Annotated in this window: 14 protein-coding genes; 6 read left to right on the forward strand and 8 right to left on the reverse strand. The window is 47.5% G+C overall.

What is annotated here, in order from left to right; genetic code table 11:
• Positions 1–9: 9 nt before the first annotated feature.
• On the reverse strand, positions 10–1,356 hold the full coding sequence (locus tag OEZ43_10585) for a TolC family outer membrane protein (GenBank protein MDH5546031.1): 1,347 nt from the start codon (positions 1,354–1,356) through the stop codon (positions 10–12).
• Positions 1,357–1,525: 169 nt separating this feature from the next.
• On the opposite strand from OEZ43_10585, the gene OEZ43_10590 reads away from it, so the two are divergent.
• A complete protein-coding gene (locus OEZ43_10590) occupies positions 1,526–2,353 on the forward strand; it encodes a hypothetical protein (protein ID MDH5546032.1) in 828 nt (275 codons plus the stop codon).
• A gap of 43 nt (positions 2,354–2,396) precedes the next feature.
• Positions 2,397–2,957: a YceI family protein gene (locus OEZ43_10595; protein ID MDH5546033.1), complete on the forward strand. Its 561-nt coding sequence runs from the start codon at positions 2,397–2,399 to the stop codon at positions 2,955–2,957.
• Positions 2,958–2,997: 40 nt separating this feature from the next.
• On the opposite strand, the gene OEZ43_10600 is transcribed toward OEZ43_10595, so the two are convergent.
• The gene (locus OEZ43_10600; GenBank protein MDH5546034.1) at positions 2,998–3,495 is read right to left on the reverse strand and encodes a L,D-transpeptidase; all 498 of its coding nucleotides are present in this window, start codon (positions 3,493–3,495) and stop codon (positions 2,998–3,000) included.
• A 157-nt stretch (positions 3,496–3,652) separates the two neighbouring features.
• On the reverse strand, positions 3,653–4,123 hold the full coding sequence (locus tag OEZ43_10605) for a CYTH domain-containing protein (GenBank protein MDH5546035.1): 471 nt from the start codon (positions 4,121–4,123) through the stop codon (positions 3,653–3,655).
• 80 nt (positions 4,124–4,203) lie between these two features.
• Here OEZ43_10605 and OEZ43_10610 point away from each other — a divergent pair, with 80 nt between their 5' ends.
• A complete protein-coding gene (locus tag OEZ43_10610; protein ID MDH5546036.1) occupies positions 4,204–4,599 on the forward strand; it encodes a S4 domain-containing protein in 396 nt (131 codons plus the stop codon).
• Here OEZ43_10610 and OEZ43_10615 read toward each other — a convergent pair.
• The 4 genes from OEZ43_10615 to OEZ43_10630 form a co-directional block, all read right to left on the reverse strand.
• A complete protein-coding gene (locus tag OEZ43_10615; protein ID MDH5546037.1) occupies positions 4,596–5,870 on the reverse strand; it encodes a hypothetical protein in 1,275 nt (424 codons plus the stop codon). The genes OEZ43_10610 and OEZ43_10615 overlap by 4 nt on opposite strands.
• Positions 5,833–6,684 carry a M48 family metalloprotease gene (locus OEZ43_10620; GenBank protein ID MDH5546038.1) on the reverse strand — a complete coding sequence of 284 codons (852 nt, stop codon included), beginning with the start codon at positions 6,682–6,684 and terminating at the stop codon, positions 5,833–5,835. Before OEZ43_10620 ends, OEZ43_10615 begins: the two co-directional genes overlap by 38 nt.
• Positions 6,685–6,710: 26 nt before the next feature.
• A complete protein-coding gene (locus tag OEZ43_10625) occupies positions 6,711–7,193 on the reverse strand; it encodes an SH3 domain-containing protein (GenBank protein MDH5546039.1) in 483 nt (160 codons plus the stop codon).
• Between the two features lie 129 nt (positions 7,194–7,322).
• Complete coding sequence (locus tag OEZ43_10630) at positions 7,323–9,533, reverse strand: adenylate/guanylate cyclase domain-containing protein (GenBank protein MDH5546040.1); 2,211 nt, start codon at positions 9,531–9,533, stop codon at positions 7,323–7,325.
• A gap of 138 nt (positions 9,534–9,671) precedes the next feature.
• Here OEZ43_10630 and OEZ43_10635 point away from each other — a divergent pair, with 138 nt between their 5' ends.
• Both OEZ43_10635 and OEZ43_10640 read left to right on the forward strand, forming a co-directional pair.
• A complete protein-coding gene (locus OEZ43_10635; protein MDH5546041.1) occupies positions 9,672–10,097 on the forward strand; it encodes an NUDIX domain-containing protein in 426 nt (141 codons plus the stop codon).
• A 121-nt stretch (positions 10,098–10,218) separates the two neighbouring features.
• Complete coding sequence (locus OEZ43_10640; GenBank protein ID MDH5546042.1) at positions 10,219–12,192, forward strand: chemotaxis protein CheW; 1,974 nt, start codon at positions 10,219–10,221, stop codon at positions 12,190–12,192.
• 17 nt (positions 12,193–12,209) lie between these two features.
• Here OEZ43_10640 and OEZ43_10645 read toward each other — a convergent pair whose 3' ends face one another.
• On the reverse strand, positions 12,210–13,220 hold the full coding sequence (locus OEZ43_10645) for a hypothetical protein (GenBank protein MDH5546043.1): 1,011 nt from the start codon (positions 13,218–13,220) through the stop codon (positions 12,210–12,212).
• 449 nt (positions 13,221–13,669) lie between these two features.
• Here OEZ43_10645 and OEZ43_10650 point away from each other — a divergent pair, with 449 nt between their 5' ends.
• A complete protein-coding gene (locus tag OEZ43_10650) occupies positions 13,670–21,328 on the forward strand; it encodes a cadherin-like beta sandwich domain-containing protein (GenBank protein MDH5546044.1) in 7,659 nt (2,552 codons plus the stop codon).
• Positions 21,329–21,349: the final 21 nt, after the last annotated feature.

Genomic DNA, 21,349 nt, shown 5'->3' on the forward strand with positions numbered 1-21,349 from the left:
GATACCTGGTTATGTATCGGCCGGGCCGAAGAGTCGATCCAGTTTTTTCAAGTCCTCCAGGTCGAGTTCTCCGGCAATTGCCTTCAGCTCTAACAATGCATACAGATACTTGAAACGTTGATTAATATAGTCGCGTTTGGTTTCAAAATACTGCTGCTGAGCATTGAGTAAATCCAGATTAGTGCGGATGCCGACCTCAAGGCCTTTTTGCGTGGCTTCCATTGCGCTTTGGGATGACTTCACCGCCTGGGACAGCGCATCCAGACGCGCATAGCCATCTATAACGCTGAGATAGGTGGTTTGAGTCCTGATTTCGACATCGCGCGCCATTTGTTCTTGCAGAAAGCGTTGGCGTTCCCGTTGGGCCACAGCCTGACGCAGCTTGCTGGAGGTAGCACCCCCGGAAAATATGGGCATCTCGAATTGAAGAGTAGCGGACGCCTCGTTACGTGTCTGATCACTTCCAAATGAAAGTCCTTCGTAATATGACAACGCGCCGACCAATTCGAGCTGTGGCAGAAACTCTGACCGAACCGCATTGACGTGTTGACTTGCCTGTTGCAAAGACAGCATGGATTTTCGTAAATCGGCATTATTACTTTCCGATTTCGTCTTCCAGCCGTTGATATTGTCGTTGTCCAATTTGGGCAATACATTGTCTTCGCGAAGCGGAAAGGGAGTATAGACGCTACCCGTAATCAAACGCATGTTTTCCCTTGCAGACGACAAGCGACTTCGTGCTTCAATTTCGTCCGAACTGGCCAAATCAAATCTGGCCTGGGCTTCCAGTTTGTCTGTAATCGTATTCGTTCCCAACTGAAAGCTGAGATTCGCTTTATCGAGACTCCTGAGAAAGGCATTCTTGCGTGCAACGGCTACGGACAGATTCTCAGTTTCACGCAAATTTTCGAAGTAAATACTGGCGATTCGCAGTATAAGGTTTTGTTCCGCGAGCTTCAGGTTTAGCTCACTCAACTGCTGGTTGATAGCATCACGGCGATAGCCAAAGTATCGGTCCACTCGTAAAACGGGCTGGCGCAGTTGCAGAGTCGCGCCTCGGCTTTTGAAGTCCCGTTCAAAGTCACTCAGGCTGGAACCCGGAGCATAATCCACCTGGTTGCGGTTGTAGGCGTAATTTGCCGATAGTCTGACGTCAGGGAGTAATTGGGAGTTATAAAGACTCCCACTAGCATGTAGCGCATCCGCGTCAAATCTTTCCGCAGCGTAGGTAGCGTCATTACTAAGTGCGAGTTGGTAGATATCCAGCAATCCTCTGGAGGAAGTGTTTGTGGCATGAGCGGAAGACAGGAATGTCAGAAAAAAAACGCTACTGCTTACAAGTAATTTTTTAGACATAAACGACTTCAAGTATGGATTATTTCGGCTTGTAGAAATAATAACATAGTGGGAAAATGCATGACTAACCAAATATGCGTTACGGAAATTTTGACTACACAGTGTCCACCACGCTTTAAATGCCTCACGGCATTAATAACGACGGGAGCATCGTGCGGATTACCGCAAAATGGAAGACATACTCAATAACCCGGCAGCGCAGGGGGGGATAATTCCCTTTATTGCCGCCTTTATGACATCTTTACTGTTAGTGCGCATTTGGCGGCTATATGGATTTGCCGTCTTGATCGCCTTGCTGTCTATGGTTGCTTTAACTACCGGTATTCAATTTGACCCGCTGACGTCTACTCGAAAAATTGTACTGCTCGCCATCTTCGCGCCTTTTGTTGGTATTGCCCTGGAATATTTGCATCCAGCTAAGCGCATACATAGGGGAGTGGCGGTCGTTTTTGGCGTTGCCGCGCCCTTATGGTTGTTGTGGCCATACCTGATGCGCCAGGAAACCTTGCCTATGATATCTATTGGGGGAGGTATGGTGGTATTCAGTTTATGGATGACGCTAGGTTTTGTGTCGTTAAAACAAGTCAGTTCACTAGCGGGCATGTCAGCTTTGTCTGCCGCAGGATTTGGCGTTGGTGGAGCTGCACTGTTGGGTGCCTCTGCTTTTTTAGGACAAATGGGGATTTCTATCGGAGTAGGCGGCTTGGCTGTGATTAGTACTCTACTGTTAAGTCATCACAATAGTAATGCCAGATTTATTGAACTATTGTTTGCCGGAGTTGTTATATCACTGATTGGTGTCGCGGCGGTGATCTACGCCAGTATGCCTTGGTATGTCTTAATTGTGTTGGCCACAATACCAATACTTGCGCGCATAGGATTGGCGAATGATCAGGCGCCATGGTTGAGAGCGGTTATATGGTTCGGTTTTTGTATGGTCCCTGCGCTGGTCGCAATTGGACTTAGCTGGAAGGCGGCAGGGTCGGTGCCATTTTAAAAAGTATTTTCTATTTGTTGAAACTATATCTAAGGAGAATGTAATGCGTAAAACCATATTGGGCTTTTTGTTGGCGACACTTCCCGTAGCATCTATGGCGGCGTCTTATCAGTTAGATCCGACCCATACCTATCCGAACTTCACCATTAATCACTTGGGATTTTCTACCATGAATGGAACGTTTCTGGAAACAGCAGGAAGTTTCGAAATGGACCAGGATAAGGGCACTGGCTCCGTACAGGTCACTATCAAGGCAGATTCTATTTTTACCGGTTTCAAAAAGCGTGATGACCACCTGCGCTCACCGGATTTTTTCAATGTTGGTGAATTCCCTGAGATCACTTTTAAATCAACCTCAGTAAAATTTAGTGGAAAAGACAAGGCAACAGTGAATGGTAAACTTACCATCATGGGTGTAACTAAAGACGTGACTCTGGACGTCGATGCGATCCATTGTGGTCCACACCCGTTCAACAAGAAAGAAACCTGTGGCTTTAACGCAACAACAAGCGTTATGCGTTCTGATTTCGGCATCAAGTACGGTGTACCAGCGATTGGCGATCATGTCTCCATTCGTCTTGAAGCTGAAGGTGTATTGCAGTAATAGAAAGTATTGAGAAAAGGGTGGCTCGCGCCACCCTTTTTTATTTCACCAATTCGCCGTCTTTGATAAGGACCGGTGTTCCCGCTGGAACGGTATCAAACAATGTGATCACGTCTTTATTACGCATTTTGACGCAACCGTGAGAGGAGGGAATACCCATCTCATCCTCATCTGGACAACCGTGTATATAGACATAGCGACGCATGGTATCAACGTCACCCAGGCGATTAAATCCAGGTTCCAGACCGCTAAGCCACATAATACGCGTTAAGATCCAGTCGCGTTTTGGATGGAGTTCGCGCATGGATGGCGTATATATTTCCCCGGTCGGACGACGTCCAACGAATACCGTATTAGGCGCGGCCCCGGCGCCTACTTTTGCGCGTATGATATGTCGGCCGCGAGGGGTTTGTTCACTACCGAATTTTTCGCCCACGCCTTTTTTACCTGTAGCGATTCGAAATGTTTTGTGAACCGACTCGTTCAAGAAAAGTGTGAGTGTTTGATTGGGAACGTCAACTTCGATGCGATACATCACTTCCACCACTGCTTTCCCGCAAAACGTCTTCGTGAAAGACGGAGATGGCGTTGCACAGGTTGGGGTTTATTGACGTCAAACGGGTAGTGGCGATGGTTCGGTAATTTGCGCTTATCGTGTAAACAATCAACCGACAATTCTCTCAAGCATTGTATAGTCACGACCAGTCCTTATAGGGATGTTTGACCAAACAAACATTGTAGTAACGAGTATCGTGCGAGACATCTTCACCTGCCCAATCGGGTACAGAAAACGTTTCCTGTTCATCTTCTAATTCTATCTCGGCAACGACCAATCCTGCATTGTCACCCTCAAATACATCCACTTCCCATGTGTTACCTTCAAATTCGACAAAGTGTCGGACCTTCTCGATAAGGGGTTTGCGACACAATTGATCTAACATCTCCTCGGCATCCGATACGGGAATTTCATATTCGTATTCGTGTCGCTGAATTCCAAGCGTGGCGCTCTTGATATTCAGAAACGCGCGGTCATTTTCGAGGCGCACACGTATCGAGGCCTTGTCATCGTTTCCCATATAACCCTGACGGAAACGGGACGAAGCAGTGGCCTGTGCTTTCCAGCCATCATGGATTACGGTAAATTTACGTTCTATCTCTTTTGCCATGCGATCAACCATGAGGTATTCAAACTGCCTGTATGGTAGCACAGGCCTAGAGCGGCGAAAATTCGACTAGTAGAAAAGATATGCAATTTCAAGACTCATCAGAACCCGTCCGTCTGGATAAATGGTTGTGGGCGGCGCGTTTCTACAAGACACGTTCTCTGGCGACTGAAGCCATCAGTGGCGGTAAGGTGCATGTGGATGGCGATCGCGTGAAACCGAGCAAGAAAGTCGGGCTGGGCGCCAAGCTGGAGATTACGCAAGGTGAATTTGTCACCATTGTAACGGTGAAACGCCTACTGGAAAAACGTGGACCGGCGAGCGTCGCGTTAACCATGTATGAGGAAACAGAAGAAAGTCGTGTTAAACGCGAAGCGCTGCAGCAACATCAAAAATACACGCGTATGGGTTTACAGAGCGAGGGACGACCGGATAAAAAAGGGCGACGTCAAATTCGCCGTATGAAATATGGTGATTAGTAAGAGTATCCGGCAGACATAAACGCTGTCAGACTGACACTGCTTACAGGCTGAACATCCGTACTACTGCCGATAATCTGAGCCATACCTTTGCCTATAGAGCCGTTTAGGCCGATAGTAAGTGAGGATGAGCGGGTAAAGCTGCTTACACTCATACTACCCCCATACATATCGATGTGTTCCTGAAAGTAGTATGCGCCTGGAACGTTCATTTCTGGTGTATTGGCGAAGTTTGTATAGGTACCGAGGCGTACAGCGAGTGTATCGTTTAGATAGAGCTCCATACCTCCGGCGAAATTTATCGTGGGTTTGGCGTAATTGATGGGAGAATAGTAGTTGATGCTGCCCGTGAGTAATAGTGCGCTATTGACAAACCACGTTCCTCCCAGTCCAACTTCGAACGGAAACATTCGATCCGATGTGTAGGCACCTTTTTGACGGATTAAGACACCCTTTGCACAACTTTCGCTATCAGTGAGACCTTGATAAGTGCTCGCGCAGGAGTCTTGTCTTTTTAATGATGAATGGACTAAGGATGTCGCGGAAAAAGTGAGTCCCAGACTGACTTTGTCTAGAGGCGTATACATGATTCCAATTATAGGTTTATAACCATATTCTTCCGTGGCGAAATAACCATTTTCCCAGTGAAATTCGTTTGCATCTGTAAATTCGAATATCTGATTGAAAATTTGCTCCTGTTCTCGTGCATAGGCATAAATTGTCATGCCTAAGGAAAGATTTTTGGTGATAAACCTGGCGTAAGATGGGCCGACCACATAGGTTTGATCCTGATTGTTAAAATTTATCGTGAATTTGTCGTTTACACCGGGAATGTTTAAAAATGTCTGGTCCTGATCTTCCAATGCGGAGTCTATTACCGCGTAGGAAAAACCCAGGGTTCCACCCGCAAACGGTTGTGTAACGCCAAAAAAATTAGGAACTAACATAGTCGAAGTACGAACCCAGTCGGAGCCGCCCAATACGCCTTGATAGGCGGTGCGGGTAATGTGATAGGCGTTCATGCTCGCAGATAGATTGCTGCTATTGCTATAGACGATGCCAGATGGATTGTAATACAAACCAGACGGGTCATCGGATATTGCGATATAGGCTCCACCTAAACCGGAGGCGCGATCTCCGATCAGCATATTGTTGTAGTGGAATTCGTTAGACCAGGTCATACCCGGGCTTAAAAACTGTATGGACAGAACAATCAATAGCTGACGAAAATATTTACCGCGCAACATATTGTTGGAACCTTTTCGCGCCACGCGCGAGTTCTATATCGTTTAAACCTTCGCTTTCAAGTACGGCGTTTAGTGCATCCAGGCGTTCAGTTGTCGGAGGGTGTGTGCTTGATCGCAATGCACTGTTTTGTTCGCTAGCCTGTATTTCACGCTGTAAAAATCGCTTTAATGCAGATGGATCGTATCCGGTCTGTGCCAGTAGTAATGTCGCTACCTGGTCTGACTCAAGCTCATCGCTATGTTTAAATCCTTTTTCCAGAAGTAGCTCCATCGCCTTGTCTACTGCCTGAAAGAATGCCACGCGGGCAGAGTCACTGGAGCCACCTATAATGCGTGTAACGCCACTGACAGTGGAGTCGTCTTTCCCTTTTATGTTGAATTCATTGACAATGTGTTTCTGTGTAATATGCGCAATTTCGTGCGCAAGAACTGCCGCTAACTCAGACTCGTCCTTCATTAGCTTAATTGCGCCAAGACTGACAAATATGTATCCACCGGGTGTAGAGTAGGCATTGACTTTTTCCATATCGAGAACACCGAAGTGAAATTCTAATTCGGGGCGTCCACAGTTACGTGCCAGGCTTTTGCCTACCAGAGATACGTAGTGCGTAAGATTGTAATTGTCGTTTAGGGAAATGCCGCCAAGCAAGCGAGCGGCAATGGTTTGTCCGAATTCAATTTCTGCGACGACGTCGCTTTGCGTGCTTTCATCAAATGCTTTGTGGTGTGCGCGTGAACGAAAGTCACTGGCCTCGGCTCGGCTCAATGAAAATACATAGCACAACAGTGTGCTAAGCAGTATCAGTAGCGAGAAACTCAGGCGGCGTGGATGGTTCATGCGAGTCCCTTCGCAAAATGATCAATTTAATTTAACTCGGCCAGGAATAGCTCTACGTCATGGTCTGTAATGTCACTGGTTTCGACGCGAGTAAGTGCAGTGAAATTGGCGACATTCTTGTCAGACACACGAGCACGGCTTCCATCATCACGTAATCCACGAACCGCCGCAGTGGTTGAAACGGCTGAAGAGCGCATACGGGATTGTTGAATCAGATTGTCGTCACCTTTAGCGAGCAGGCTCACGCGCTTCATAGGTGGGTGTGGTGACACAGATAAACGTGATAACCAGCCGACTTGATCGCGATATTTCACTTTAAACCAGTTATTGGTTTTTTGAAGTGACACAACCTTCTGTCCCTTTGAAATCTTTTCAAGTGATTTAGACTGAAACGAAGGTTCGGCAAACAGCTTCGCTCTGGCACTCAATATGTAAAGAAAGCTCTCTTCTGCCTGAGCCATTCCACCTGCCATCATGAGTGCAGCTGCTAGTAGTAATTGTTTCCTCATTGTATCTTCCCCCACAGATTGTCTTTGCATCTGATAGAAGTGATCGGATAAAACGACAAAATCTTTATCTCTTAAAGAGCATAAACCGGACCGATTTTTAGTACGATTCTAAAACTTCCAACAAGACAATCATTTAGTGGTCATTGTGTGGGAGCCGTCCCAATCATCTCCGGGTGGATTTTTTCGCAGCCAATTACATCTTTTTACCAATTCTTCGCTCACAGGATCATCTGAGAATTGCGACCAGATGGCTTTGGCTTTCTCCCAATCGCGTTTGAGGTAGGCCGCGAAGGCGTTTTCAGAGGCTTCTGCGGCGAGTTTGGCCTGCTTGAGATGTTCAGTCGAGCTGCGCTCTGGGTGAGCCAACGGACGATAGATGCGAATTGGATGTTGTTTTCCCTTTACCTTTACCAGGTCTAACATTTGACACGGCATGTCGACGCTCAGTCGTTGGTAGGTGTCTTCGGTAATGAGAATTTGACTATGGTAAGTTTTGGTTAGACCTTCGATACGTGAGGCGAGGTTAACGTTATCACCGATGATGGTGTAGTCGAGCTTGTTCTCAGAGCCAATGTTGCCAAGTATGGCGTCGCCGGTATGAATTCCAACACCAATTGCGATGGAGGGATACTGATTGGCCTGCAGCCATTTATTGACCTCCTGCAGACGATACAGCATGTCAACAGCAGCCAGGGTTGCACGATCCGCATGATTTTCGACTTTAATCGGCGCGCCCCAAAAAGCCATAATGGCATCGCCAATGAATTTGTCTATTGTGCCTTCATAGGTAAAGATTGCGTCTGTCATAGAAGAAAAGTAGTGATTAAGCATCTCCACTACTTTTTCTGGCGCGAGTTGTTCCGACATATTGGTGAAACTGCGTATGTCAGAAAAAAGAATCGAAATATTTTCCCGCGTTCCGACTTCGGCTTTGGCAAATTCCTCGTGATTGCTGACAACAGTTTGTAGCACCGCAGGTGAAAGGTATTGCGACATCATGCGTTTGAACCGGCGTTTTTCCTTGCCCTCAGTAAACACCAGAACAGAGAATGCCAAAACCCATGCGGCAACAATGGCAGTTGACGGCGCTGCCATCTCCAGTACCCATCCATGTTGAAACGCAAAATAGGCAGCTGAACCAAATCCAAGCAATATCCAGGCAGGGTTTGCATTCTTCGCCCAGCTACTACGCGGCATAAGCGAGCCTATGCTCGTCAGAATGGCGAGAAGAATAACCAGTAGCAATGTAAAAATGCGATTGGGTGGCGTCAGGAAATCCTGATTCAAAATACTACTGGCGATGGACGCATGTATCATCACACCGGGCAAACGTGCGTCTATAGGGGTGTGTTTTAAGTCTTCCAGACCCGCCGCGCTTGCACCAACGAATACTATTTTGTCTTCAAAGAGCGCAGGGTCAACCATTAAATTTTCGAGATCACCATTCTGAATCTGAAACTGCGATGCAATAAGACCCGAGTAGGAATAAGCAGGATAGTTTTCATAAAATTTCACCCACATGTGTTCTCTTTCATCTACTGGAATCTTTAGATCGCCAAAGTGAATATTTCCACCACGACGTACAATGTTGGGTGGTAGTATCTGATCGACTACACTTGTGACAGAAAGCGCTGGATAGATTTGTTCACCATAACGGTGAAACAGTCTTGCGGTACGGTAAACACCGTCATTTTCGCTATTCATGTCAACGACACCGATACCGTTAGCGGCATCTGCGAGTTCTGGAAACGGCAAATAGAAAACATTATTGGAGGGTGTTTTAATATCGATATTTAAATTGGTCACATCGAACTGACTTTGATAGCGATTTTCAAGGGACAAACGTTGCGCAAATGACGGAGGGATATCCTGGTTGAGCAAACCTTTGTTGACATCATCTTCCTTATCTACAACCAGACGCATCGCGTGGTAGACGTTTGGTAGAATATGCGTCGTCAGTACCAGACGCTGATCGTGTGGATTGATATCTTCCACTTTAGGGTTGAACAGGGCTTTTTCAAAAAACGTAATATCAAATAGGACCGCACGTGGATTACCCAATGACAGGAAATCGATTAAATCGGCATGTATCGATCGTGGCCATGGCCAACGACCAGCGACATCATCGAGCGCATTCAATGATGCATCGTCTATGAGCACAACAGCGACTCTGTCATCAAGTTGAGTTCCTTTTTGCGTATATGTCATGCGCAAATCATAACTCCAGCCTTCAGGCAGATTGAGTAGGCCTGAATAGTAGCTCGCGAGCGTAAAAGCAATACTCAAGGCGGCAATGAGTAGCGCGCGATGCAATTTAAATTCAGTTTTTTCTCTCGCCATTGTAAGGATATATATCAGTTGACTATCAGCAAACAGATATCGGATTCAGCCAGGCAGCACTTAACCTTGCGAAGGACGTTGATTAAGTTGTGTTGTCTGGCGCCGATGTGAATTAAAGGGCAAACAGGCGTATAGGTAATGCATATTTTATCGGCGGGCGTTGTTGTGGTTCACAATGTTGACGGTGAGTACCGTTATCTGTTGCTGCGCGCCTTTCAACACTGGGATTTTCCCAAGGGTATGGTCGAGGCAGGAGAGTCTCCAATTGAGGCCGCAATACGGGAGGTGTGGGAGGAAACCACACTCCAGGAATTGCAATTTCATTGGACGGAGCAGTACAAAGAAACAGGCCCCTATGGTAGGGGGAAGGTCGCTCGCTACTATATCGCTGAAACACTGACTGACAAAGTGGATTTACCCATTAACCCGGCCCTTGGACACGCAGAACACGAAGAATTTCGCTGGGTTAGCTTTGAACAGGCCAAACAGTTGATCTCACCCCGGGTGCGTACAGTGCTTGAATGGGCTCATGACATCATCAAATATCACAATCCTCGCAACTAGACGCCGAAAATCTGTGAGTTACGTCTTAAGATTCAATTCTAACCATCTATTCTCCATTAATTATTGGCAGATATAGCCGATAGTGGTGTTGAGAAACCCAAAACTATAACTATGTAAAACGATGAGAGCTATTGCAGAACAGGAACCATTGCTAATTTTCCGTGTTGGCCCCGTGCTTTGTTGCGCACGCGTGCACGACGTGGATTCTATCGTTGTCCCTCAAAAATTCACTTATTTCCCTGGTCAATCAGAGGATATCGCCGGCGTTTTCAAATACCGTACACATACCGTCTCGGTCGTAAAGCTGCGGGCCAAGTTTGGCTTGCCCGACCATGATAATGAAGAAAGCGGCCGAATTATCATGGCATATACCCGGCACGGTTTGACCGGGTTCTGGGCCGATGAAATTGAAGAGATTACCTCAGGTTATGAAGACAATCTCGCTGCGCCGCCAATGTATAGTGATGGCAATGTATTTGATAAAACGCTGATCTGGAACGAGCATATCGTTTTGCATACCGATTTTGACGCCTTGTATGCGATGAAAGATGCACGTCCATTATCTGCCTGGCTTGACGAAAACGCTGGGGAAGAACAGGCCCATCAAAGTGCTGACATCGTTGCATTGTCGGAACGTACCTTTACTGAGACCGATGCAGAAGAAGTACACGTGGATAGCAGTGTCGCTGAAATGGTGTCAACTACTGAGGCTGCTACTGTTGATCCTTCCGTACAAGCAATTCCGATTGACGACATACAGAACGCGCATCCAGATCCAGAGCGTGAGAACCTTAGTGAAACAGTTGAGGCACAAGCGTCGGTCACCGAGGCTGCTACTACCGTAGTCGACCAGGTGGCCACGGACGAGACTGATCAAAACAATGCGGCGATTCCGCACACAACGGCTTTGCATGCCCCAGTAACTGGCCTGAATACCTCAGCCATTACTGACACGCAGTTCCATGAGGCTTTAGATGCCCTGGACGGTCAGACAGAGCCCATGTCGTTCGACGAATCTGTAGAAGAAGTGTCTGAATTTTCTATTTCTGCGATATCTCAAGCCGCGCAAGATGAGGACTTCGAACACGAAGAAGAATACGCCGCGCAAGATTCTGGTGAATCTGCGTTATTTGTTGCGACGCAGGAAGACGTCGCTGATGAAGACTCACTGCTAGCGTCTTCGTCATTTTCTGAGTCTCAAACGGCGAGCAAGGATTTCAATCAGACGCCTGTCTCAGTTGAAACGCGAGTTGAAAACGAAACCGAAGCTGAGTTTGATACCGATATTGGGACTGAAGCAAAAAGCGATGTCACATTTTCACTGGAACGCGAAACCTTCGATTTTAAATCGCCGGTTTCGGCAAAGAATTCCGTGCTCGATGAGGATCATATACGTGCGCCAGCATACGCGCCAGATCCCGTAAGGACCACTGATAGTGAAGCTCACGACAGAGTTGCTGTACCAAGGTCAATATTCCCACCGGTACGTTTTGTTGCCAGTGCCTCAGCACTGGTGCTGGTAGCAGCGATTGCCGGTTACGTCATTTTTAGTAACGAAAGTGCTGAAGATGTTACACATGTTGCGCCTGTCGCAATTCAGGAAAGCGTAGAAGAACCAGCTATAGATGAAGATCTGCAACCGCTTACACCAGTAGAAGAATCATCGGAAACGCTAGCGAATGCCGGTGACGGAGATTCAATGGCGCCTGTAGAAGACGTTGTTGAGGCGAAAGAAAGCACTGCTTCTGTTGAAGTAGAAGAAGTTGCCGCAATTGAAGCCACCGAGGAAAGCGAACCTCCAGCGATAGAAGCCGATGTCGAAGTCGCTATGCAGGATGAGGCAATAGAAGTTGCGAGCACACCAGTGTTAAGCAGTTCGCCAACACCTCTGGAGCCCTTGCAACCACAACCTTCTCCTGTATGGGGCATACATACGATAAGCGATGGTGATACCCTATGGGCACTCGCTGGTCGGTATCTCAATAATCCTTATCGCTACCCTGATCTTGTGCATTGGAATAAAATAAGCAACCCAAATCTGATCTTTCCAGGAGATCAGGTAAAATACAAAAAAGAGAAAAAAGGCGGAAAATAAGAAAGTTTCTGCTGTCCCTACTTGAACATGCCGGCAATAGGTTCAACGATTTTGTTTTGTATGGCCATGCCATAACGGCTATGGTTGTGCATGATGAGTGTCAACATCAGTGATCCCACCCCTTCATTGCCGATTAACTTGTACTGCCACAGTCCACGTGCGGAGAATTGATCGTTGTGTTTGTATTGAACACCGAGACCGAGACACGCTCCAAAGCCACTACTTGCTGTTACCTTGGAAGTGACTTCGGCAGGCGTTGTAAAGGTGCTGGTCATGGTACGAGACCACTGATGTACGCCAAGTATTGTCAACGCGTGCATTTTTGACGCACTGGGAAAGTTCATGAAATTGGCCAGCGGGAAACGCCCCAGAAAATTTACATCCAGGGAATGCATGTTGCCGATAATCTCATCGCTATAGTTCACATTTCCGTCTGACAGTGCAGCGCTAAATCCCACAGAACCAAGCAATGTGTAACCCGCCTCTAGCATAAATAGTGGATGAGCCATCAAACCCAAATTGAAATGCAGACCATAGCCGTGGGGATGGGGTGTAATTTCACCACTGAGCCCATTCGCCAAATAGTTGTCTTCAAGGCGAGCCTGATCAGCGTAGCTGGTCATAGACGCATAATTGCTATAGCCGGCAGCGAGTGAGAAGTACAGCCCCTGTAGATAGCGCTCGTTAAACAAGGCAAACCCGACCAGCTCATTACCGTCCATCTGTTCAGCCTTGGAAAAATCCACAAATTCGACGGACTGATGTTTCTTCTCGCAGGTTACCGCCATGCCGTCAATCTCTACCTGCTCACCGATAGCTACACCCTGACAACTCTTCATTACCTTTTTTAAGAATGGATCTATTTCTTTCTTTTTTACTGCGGTCGTTTCCGACGTTTTACTATCTGTGTCAGCATTAGATTTAGAACTAGTTTGGATTTCAGTCGGGTTTTGCGTTACGTCTTCATCCGCCGCCAAAACCAAGGTACAAGGCGCGAGCGCGATCCACAGGCAGATTGATGACAGCAATCTCCATCGCGTATTTTTATTAGTGCGACCTATACAATACATAACACAATTCTATTATTGCTTTTCCTAAAATAACTAATTCGGCCTTTCACGATATCTGATCATTTCACTTCTCGATGATCACATAGAACATATAAGAGTTTTCCTAGACTTTTAACGTCAGTTGAAAAAAAAAAGTTCAATAAGAGGGTCTTGTATTTGTATCGCATTGTAAAAAGTAACTAACTCATAAGTGGTATTGGTTACTACAAACGAACTATGAAAAGTAAATCAAAATGTAAATTTGTATTGTTGTGTGAAAAGAGGGCGAAATTGCTGTCGGGAAACGACCCTTAACGTCTAAAAACACACAAAGAAATGGACGATGGATAGTCAGTGCACATAAGTAGTATTCGTCCGAGAAAATGACTTTGATAAGGTTTTTAAAACAGTTCTTGTTTGTGTCGATTGTGACGGTTGTAATAGCCGGTTGCGACGGCGACACATTTACTGCTACTGAAATTCCTCAGCTAAAGCCTGACGTTATTCCCACTCTGGCGGGAATACAACTATCTCGTGGTGAGTTGTCGCCGGAATTTAATTCACTCGTATTCTCCTACAAATCCACATTGCCAAACAGCGCGGACAGTATTTCGATTACACCTTTTCTACCGTCGGGCGCCGTTATTGATGTGCACATAAACGGGAATGCTGCTGATTTGGAAAACGGCAATACGGTATCGCTGGCTGAAGGCGATAATGTAGTCAGCATAACGCTGAAAAAGAAAAATGCCGTGTTACGTAGTTATAACCTGACGATAACTCGTGAAACAGTGGCCAATGTCAATTTGACCTCTCTGTCACTGAGCACTGGAGAGTTGTCTCCCTCATTTAACACCGCAACAACCGAATACAGCGCAAGCGTTACGTCGGATGTTATGGAGATGATGTTGACGGCAAACACGGAAGACCCGGAAGCATCATTGACCATCAACGGGGTAGTGTCTCAGAGTGGAGTTGAAAGCGCGCCGGTATCATTGATAGAAGGCAGCAATATTATCAATGTTGCGGTGACCGCTAGCGATAGGGTGCAACAAAAAATCTATCGTATCGTGGTAGTCCGAGCGAAGGATCCTGCCAACTCGGCCTATCTGATGAGCCTGTCGCATTCAGCCGGAAGTTTAGATCAAACTTTCAGCTCCAACCTGACGTATTACTCCAGTACTGTGGCCAATAGTGTAAGCAGTACCAGCATTACCGCAACTGCGATGAACAGCAATGCGTTCATAAGTCTTAATGGTGCGACGATATTATCTGGGGTAGCCAGTACAGCACAGAATCTGGCAGTTGGTGACAACCTTTTTACAATATCCGTCAGCGCAAGTGGTAACGATACCTTAAACTATGTATTAGTTATTAAGCGATTGGCCAGCGCAAATGCGGATCTGTCAGACCTAAACCTTTCTACTGGGGCAATTTCACCGATTTTCAGTTCCGCCACGACGACATACACACAGACTGTTAGCAATAGCGAAGCAAGTGTAGCGATTACAGCGATTTCTGCACATGCGGACGCGACTCTATCAATAAATGGCAGCAGCATTTCCTCAGGTGTGGCAAGCACTTCCCTGGCGTTAAATGTGGGTGATAACATTTTCAATGTACAAGTATTGGCTCAGGACAAAACCGTTAAAACGTATAGTATTGTTGTCACGAGAGAAGGAAGTAGCAATGCCGATCTTTCCGCGCTGAGTCTGTCTTCTGGCGCATTCGATCAGGCGTTTGATCCAGGCACGCTAGCCTATACCCAAACGGTATTGAACGCGGTCAATTCGACAACAGTAACCGCCAGCGTCGCTGATAGTGCAGCAGCATTGAAGGTCAATAATGTTAGCGTTCCTTCTGGCGCTGCCAGTACGCCAATCAGCCTTGCAGAAGGACAGAATACCGTTAATGTCACCGTGGTAGCGCAGAATGGATCAATAAAAAATTACTTTATCGTGATCAATCGAGATTTGGCATCTCAAAGTAGCGATGCCACGCTTGCGGATCTCAGCTTATCTTCCGGTTCACTGGATACTTCCTTTGCGCCGCTGAGTCTCAACTATACACAGACAGTCACCAATGCGACATCATCATTAACAGTAACGCCGACAGCCAGTGATTCCAATGCCGTTGTGGAGGTTAACGGCAGTGGCGTAACTTCGGGGACTTCGAGTACCAGCATTCCCTTAAGTATCGGTTCAAATGTCATTTCCGTGCCAGTAAAAGCCCAGGCGGGAAATATCAAAACATATACTATTGTGGTAAATCGTCTTGGCAGTAGCGACTCGAGCCTGTCAACGCTGACGTTCAGCACTGGAGGCTTAACGCCAATATTCAACAGCTCGACGCTCTCGTATACACATGTGGTTAGCAATGCCACAACATCGCTGACTGTAACACCAACAGTCAACGATGCGAACGCCAAAGTCAGAGTGAATGACATTTCGCTGACTTCCGGCAGCACCAGTGCGCCAATCGCCTTGAACGTCGGAGAAAACATCGTAACCGTATTGGTGATTGCACAGGATAACTCGACCAGTACATACACAATTGTCGTTTCTCGCCAGGGTAGTAGTAATGCGGATTTGAGTTCATTGCTTGCGTCAACCGGCGGATTTAGTCCGTCGTTTGACTCTGCCACAACTTCATATACGCAGTCGGTCGCGTTTGCAACAACAAGTGTGGATATTACGCCAACGCTTGCGGATGCCAATGCGTCGGTGACAGTAAATGGATTTGCGGTGACCTCAGGTGGCACAAAGACTGTTGTGCTTGCCGTAGGTGTAAATGTTATTAATGTGATTGCCAAGGCTCAAGATGGTACGTTAAAGACGTATACCATGACCATTACCCGAGCAGGAAATAACAATGCGGACCTCAGTGCATTAGTCCTGAGTACTGGCGCTATTAGTCCGGCATTTGATTCTGCAACCTTGGCTTATACGCAATCGGTATCAAACGCGGTCACTAATGTTGATGTTATAGCGACCTTGGCGGATACCAATGCAACTATGACGGTGGAGAGTTACGCGCCAAGCTCCGGGACAACCGTCAGCGTCCCCTTGCTCGTCGGCGCAAATATCATTGACGTAACGGTAACCGCCGAGGATGGCTCTACGGTCAAGGTATACCAGGTAACGATTACTCGCGCACAAAGTAATAATGCAAACTTGTCGAATATTACCTTGTCCAGCGGCGCATTGGACCAGGTGTTTTCGAGCGCTACAACAACATATACTCACACCGTTTCAAATATACAGAGCACGATTTCCGCAGTAGCCATCTTGGAAGATGGTTCGGCCTCGATAAAGATAAACGGCGTGAGTGTTGCGTCAGGACAGGCGAAATCCATTAGTTTGGTGGTTGGTGACAACGTCGTGACGTTTGACGTCACAGCACAAGATGGTACGACTACAAAAGCATATATGCTTACTGTTACACGGTTGAGTAATGTTGGTGATTTATCTAATTTGACCGCCTCAACCGGTCCATTTGATCAGGCTTACGATCTCAGTGTTCATACGTTTACACAAACAGTTGCCAATACCGTAACGAACGTAACGATTACTCCCACAGCAATGAATAGTGCTGCGTCAATCACGGTCAATAGCTTGCCAGTACTTTCCGGAACCGCAAGCGATCCAATATCACTGAGTGTCGGCAGCAATGTAATCGATGTCGACATGATTGCGCAGGATGGTTCGTTACACAAAGATGTCATTGTCATCGACAGGCTGGGTAGTAATAATGCGCAACTGTCGGATCTCTTACTTGATAGTGGCGCATATACACCCGTCTTCAGTAATACAACGTTTGTTTATGATCAAACCGTCAGTAGCGCAACGACTAGTGTCACTGTTACGCCGACAGTCAGCGCTCCAACATCAACGGTCAGCGTCAATGGTGTTGATGTGACATCGGGCACTGCCAGCGCGCCAATAAATTTGAAAATCGGCGAAAATACGATTTATGTTTTGGTGAGTGCGCAGGACGGAAGCAAACAGCTCTATCGTACAACTATCACCCGCACCGGAAGTACAGACAATACCTTGTCCGCACTGAGCGCTTCTACCGGTGTTTTTGATCAAGTGTTTGATGCAGCAACATTGCTCTATACCCAAACGGTTTCTAATGCTGTGAATAACGTTTCCATTACGCCTACAGTAAACGATGCCAATGCCACAGTGACGGTCAACGGAATAACGGTGACATCAGGCTCTGCCAGCACGGCTATCGCGCTGGGAATAGGCGATAATGTCATTCCAGTTGCTGTAACCGCGCAGAATGGCAGTAACAAAGTCTATACTGTCGAGATTAGTCGTCAGGGTAGTCTGGATGCAGATTTAGCGAGCATGAGTTTCTCTACGGGCGCTCTTACACCGGTTTTTGATCCTGCTACGACAGCATATACCCAACTGGTGAGCAACGCGACGACATCGACAGATATCACGCCAACAGTTAACGATGCCAATGCATTTGTTAGCATAAATGGCGCGCCGGTAACATCGGGAACAGCGAGCACTCAGACATTGAATATCGGTACGACCGCCTTTAGTGTGGTGGCTACCGCGCAACAAGGAAATACCAAGACCTATACCGTTAATATCACGCGTAAGAGTACGAATGCGGATCTACGCAATCTGGTATTGTCAGTAGGCGGCATGGATCAGGCATTTGACGCGAATACCACAGCCTACACACGCACAGTGGGTTTTGCTACGACTAGCCTGACAGTGACGCCAACGGTCGATGATACAAACGCTACACTCACCGTAAATAGTATTGGCGTCTCTTCTGGGACAGCAAGCGGGGCGATCGGGCTGGGATTAGGTGATAATGTTATCACTGTTGTGGTAACGGCACAGGATGGCAACACCAAAACATATAGTATCACCGTTACCCGGGCGTCGAATGTTGCAACGCTTTCAGGTCTTAGTACTTCAAGTGGCGCAATCAGTCCTGTCTTTAGTTCAGTTACGCTAGCCTATACGCAAACCGTCGCCAATGGCATTACAACGACTACTGTCACACCGACGGCGACTGACTCAAATGCCACAATTGAGGTCAATGGCGTACCGGTAAGCTCCGGCTCGGCAAGCGGCGCAATCGGTCTGAATATTGGGGAAAACGTAATTACTATTGCCGTTCGTGCTCAGGACAATACGCTCAAAAGTTATTCGCTAGTTGTGCGTCGCCTGGGTAGCAATGACGCGACATTAGCAAGTCTCACTGCATCCAGCGGTGCTTTCGATCAGACGTTCGATCCGGCAGTAACAACTTATACCACTACCGTGCCGTTCACTACGACGAGTGCGACGGTCACACCAACGGTTAATGATTTGAATGCAACAGTTAAAGTAAACGCCGTGTCAGTAACATCTGGCACGGCAAGCGCGCCGATGTCGCTGAGTCTCGGGGACAATATCTTTAGTGTTTCCGTCACCGCGCAGGACGGAACCTTAAAGACTTATACGGTCATCATGACCCGTTCTGGCAGCAGTAACGCAACGCTGTCTAATCTTGTCGCTTCTACCGGCGTGTTCCTACAGGCATTTAGTTCAGGTACTACAACGTATACACAGACCGTAGCTGAGACAACGACGAATGTAAGCTTGACGCCTACTGTCAGCGATATCAACGCAACTGTTGCTGTGAACGGTACGAGCGTGATTTCGGGCACGGCAAGTCCATCTATTAATCTGAGTATCGGGACCAATATCATCAATACGGTTGTCACGGCTCAGGATGGAAGCGTTAAAACCTATGTTGTGATAATTTTCCGCAATGGAAGTGGTGACGCTACCTTGTCTGGGTTGACTGCATCGCTTGGCGCCTTCGGTCAGACATTTGATCCGGCGGTGACGGTGTACACCAAGACAGTAACCTTTGGTGTAACCGGTACAACGATTACGCCAACGACCACTGATGCAAATGCGACTGTCAAGGTGAATGATGTTGGCGTGGTTTCAGGTACGGCGAGTGGCAATATCGGTCTTGCGGTAGGTGATAATATCATTTCAGTCATCGTTACTGCCGCTGATAATTCGACCAAGACTTATACTGTTATCATTACACGTAATGCGAGTAATAATGCAGACCTAAGCAGCCTGACAATAACGGCGGGCACATTGAGTCCATCATTTAGTAGTGCGACGACCAGCTATACAGCCACCGTTTCCAATGCAACGACGAGTCTCAATGCCTCAGCAACTATCAGCGATAGCGGCGCGACCATGACGATAAATAGTATTGCCAAGGCATCAGGGGAAATTCTAGCGGTTGCGCTAAATGTTGGCGTGAACAATATCAACTTTGTAGTGACCGCATCGGATTCCAGCACCAGGACTTATACGGTTGCGGTTACGCGTCTAAGCAATAATGCGAATCTGGCGTCGCTTAGTGTTACAGGTGGGGCCATCGATCAGACTTTTGATCCAGCGTTAACATCGTATACCGTCACTGTTGGCTATCTCGTCAACTCTCTACAGGTGACGGCAACTGTCGAAGACACCGGCGTGTCATCGATGACGATGAATAGCGTGGCCTTGAGTGACGGCGTTGTGTCTTCGAATCTGGTTAGTCTCGCAGTCGGTGCGAATACCGGCGCCGTTAGCCTGATGGTTACTGCACAGGATGGTACGACGAAAACCTATACCATCGACGTCGCACGTGATGATGTGAGTACGTTTGCGCAGCAGGCCTACGCCAAGGCGAATGATGCTGCATCGGCCAATCCTGGCGCCACTTCGGCCACCTATGAAGCGCTGTCAGCAGGTTCGAGCATGCCGTTGGCCGCTATGAAGGTAGCCATCTCAGGAAACTACATGGTGGTCGGTAATCGCGCGGCCTATGGCGATCAGGGTATTGCATACGTGTATTATCGTGACCCGACAACCAATAACTGGAGTCAGCAGGCCACCTTGCTTGGCAATAACACAGAGGCAGGCGATCATTTCGGCGCCGCCGTTGCGATTGATGGCGATACGATTGCTATCGGCGCACCAAAAGAACGTGGCGGCATAGGCGGTATAAACGCGCCAGACAATAACAGTAATCCTGCAAGTTATGCGGCCGGCGCTGTTTATGTATTCCAGCGTAGCGGAACGACCTGGATACATCAGGCCAAATTGAAAGAACCCGACGGCAACATCAATATCAAGTTCAATGAATTTGGATCCTCAGTGGCAGTATCTGGCAATGTAGTCACGGTCGGCGTGCCACTGGAGGAGAGTAGCAGTACCGTCATAACGGATATGAATGTCAGCGCAGCGCCAATAGACAAACTCGCTGCTGAATCCGGCGCTGTCTATGCGTTCTTGCGTACTGGAACGACCTGGGCCTATGAGGCGCACATAAAAGTATCCAGCGGTGTTGGTGGTGATCGCTGGGGACATGATATTGCGATGGACGGAAATACGCTTGCTGTAAGCAGCATTTTGAATAACGGAGGCACCGGTGCGGTGGCAGTATTTGTGCGTGATTCGCTTACTGCGACCTGGACGCAACAAGGCGGTATACTGACGGCCCCCGCGCCATCCTCAAATGATTTGTTTGGCTGGTCTGTCGATATCAATGCGAATACCATCGTCGTTGGCGCTCCGCTGGAAGATACTACGGCGGCAGATTCCGGTGCAGTTATGGCTTATTTGCGTACGGGCACAACCTGGGCATGGCAGGCTAATATTAAATCCAGTGTTGCGGATGCCGGTGACCACTTCGGTAAAGATGTCAGTCTCGCAGGAGATACCTTGGTAGTCGGTGCGCCAATGGAAGACAGCAATGCGATGGGAATTAGTGGAATGCCAAACACTAATGACGATATCAATAACCCGAGTTCAACCGCGGAGCACGGTGCCGCAAACATATTTATACGCAGCGGCACAACATGGACGCAAACTGCCTATATCAAGGCATATAACACCGGACAGACAGATAAGTTTGGCGCTGCGGTCGCAATCGATGGTGATACGGTTGGTATTGCGGCCCCTCTGGAAGATGCGGATCATGTATCGGTCTCTAATCCGCAGCCGGCGACAGACAATGACTTAAGAAGTAATAGTGGCGCGGTCTATATCTTCAAATAAACAACACAAATTGCAGACACG

Source organism: Gammaproteobacteria bacterium, assembly GCA_029881255.1.
Classification (GTDB): domain Bacteria; phylum Pseudomonadota; class Gammaproteobacteria; order S012-40; family S012-40; genus JAOUMY01.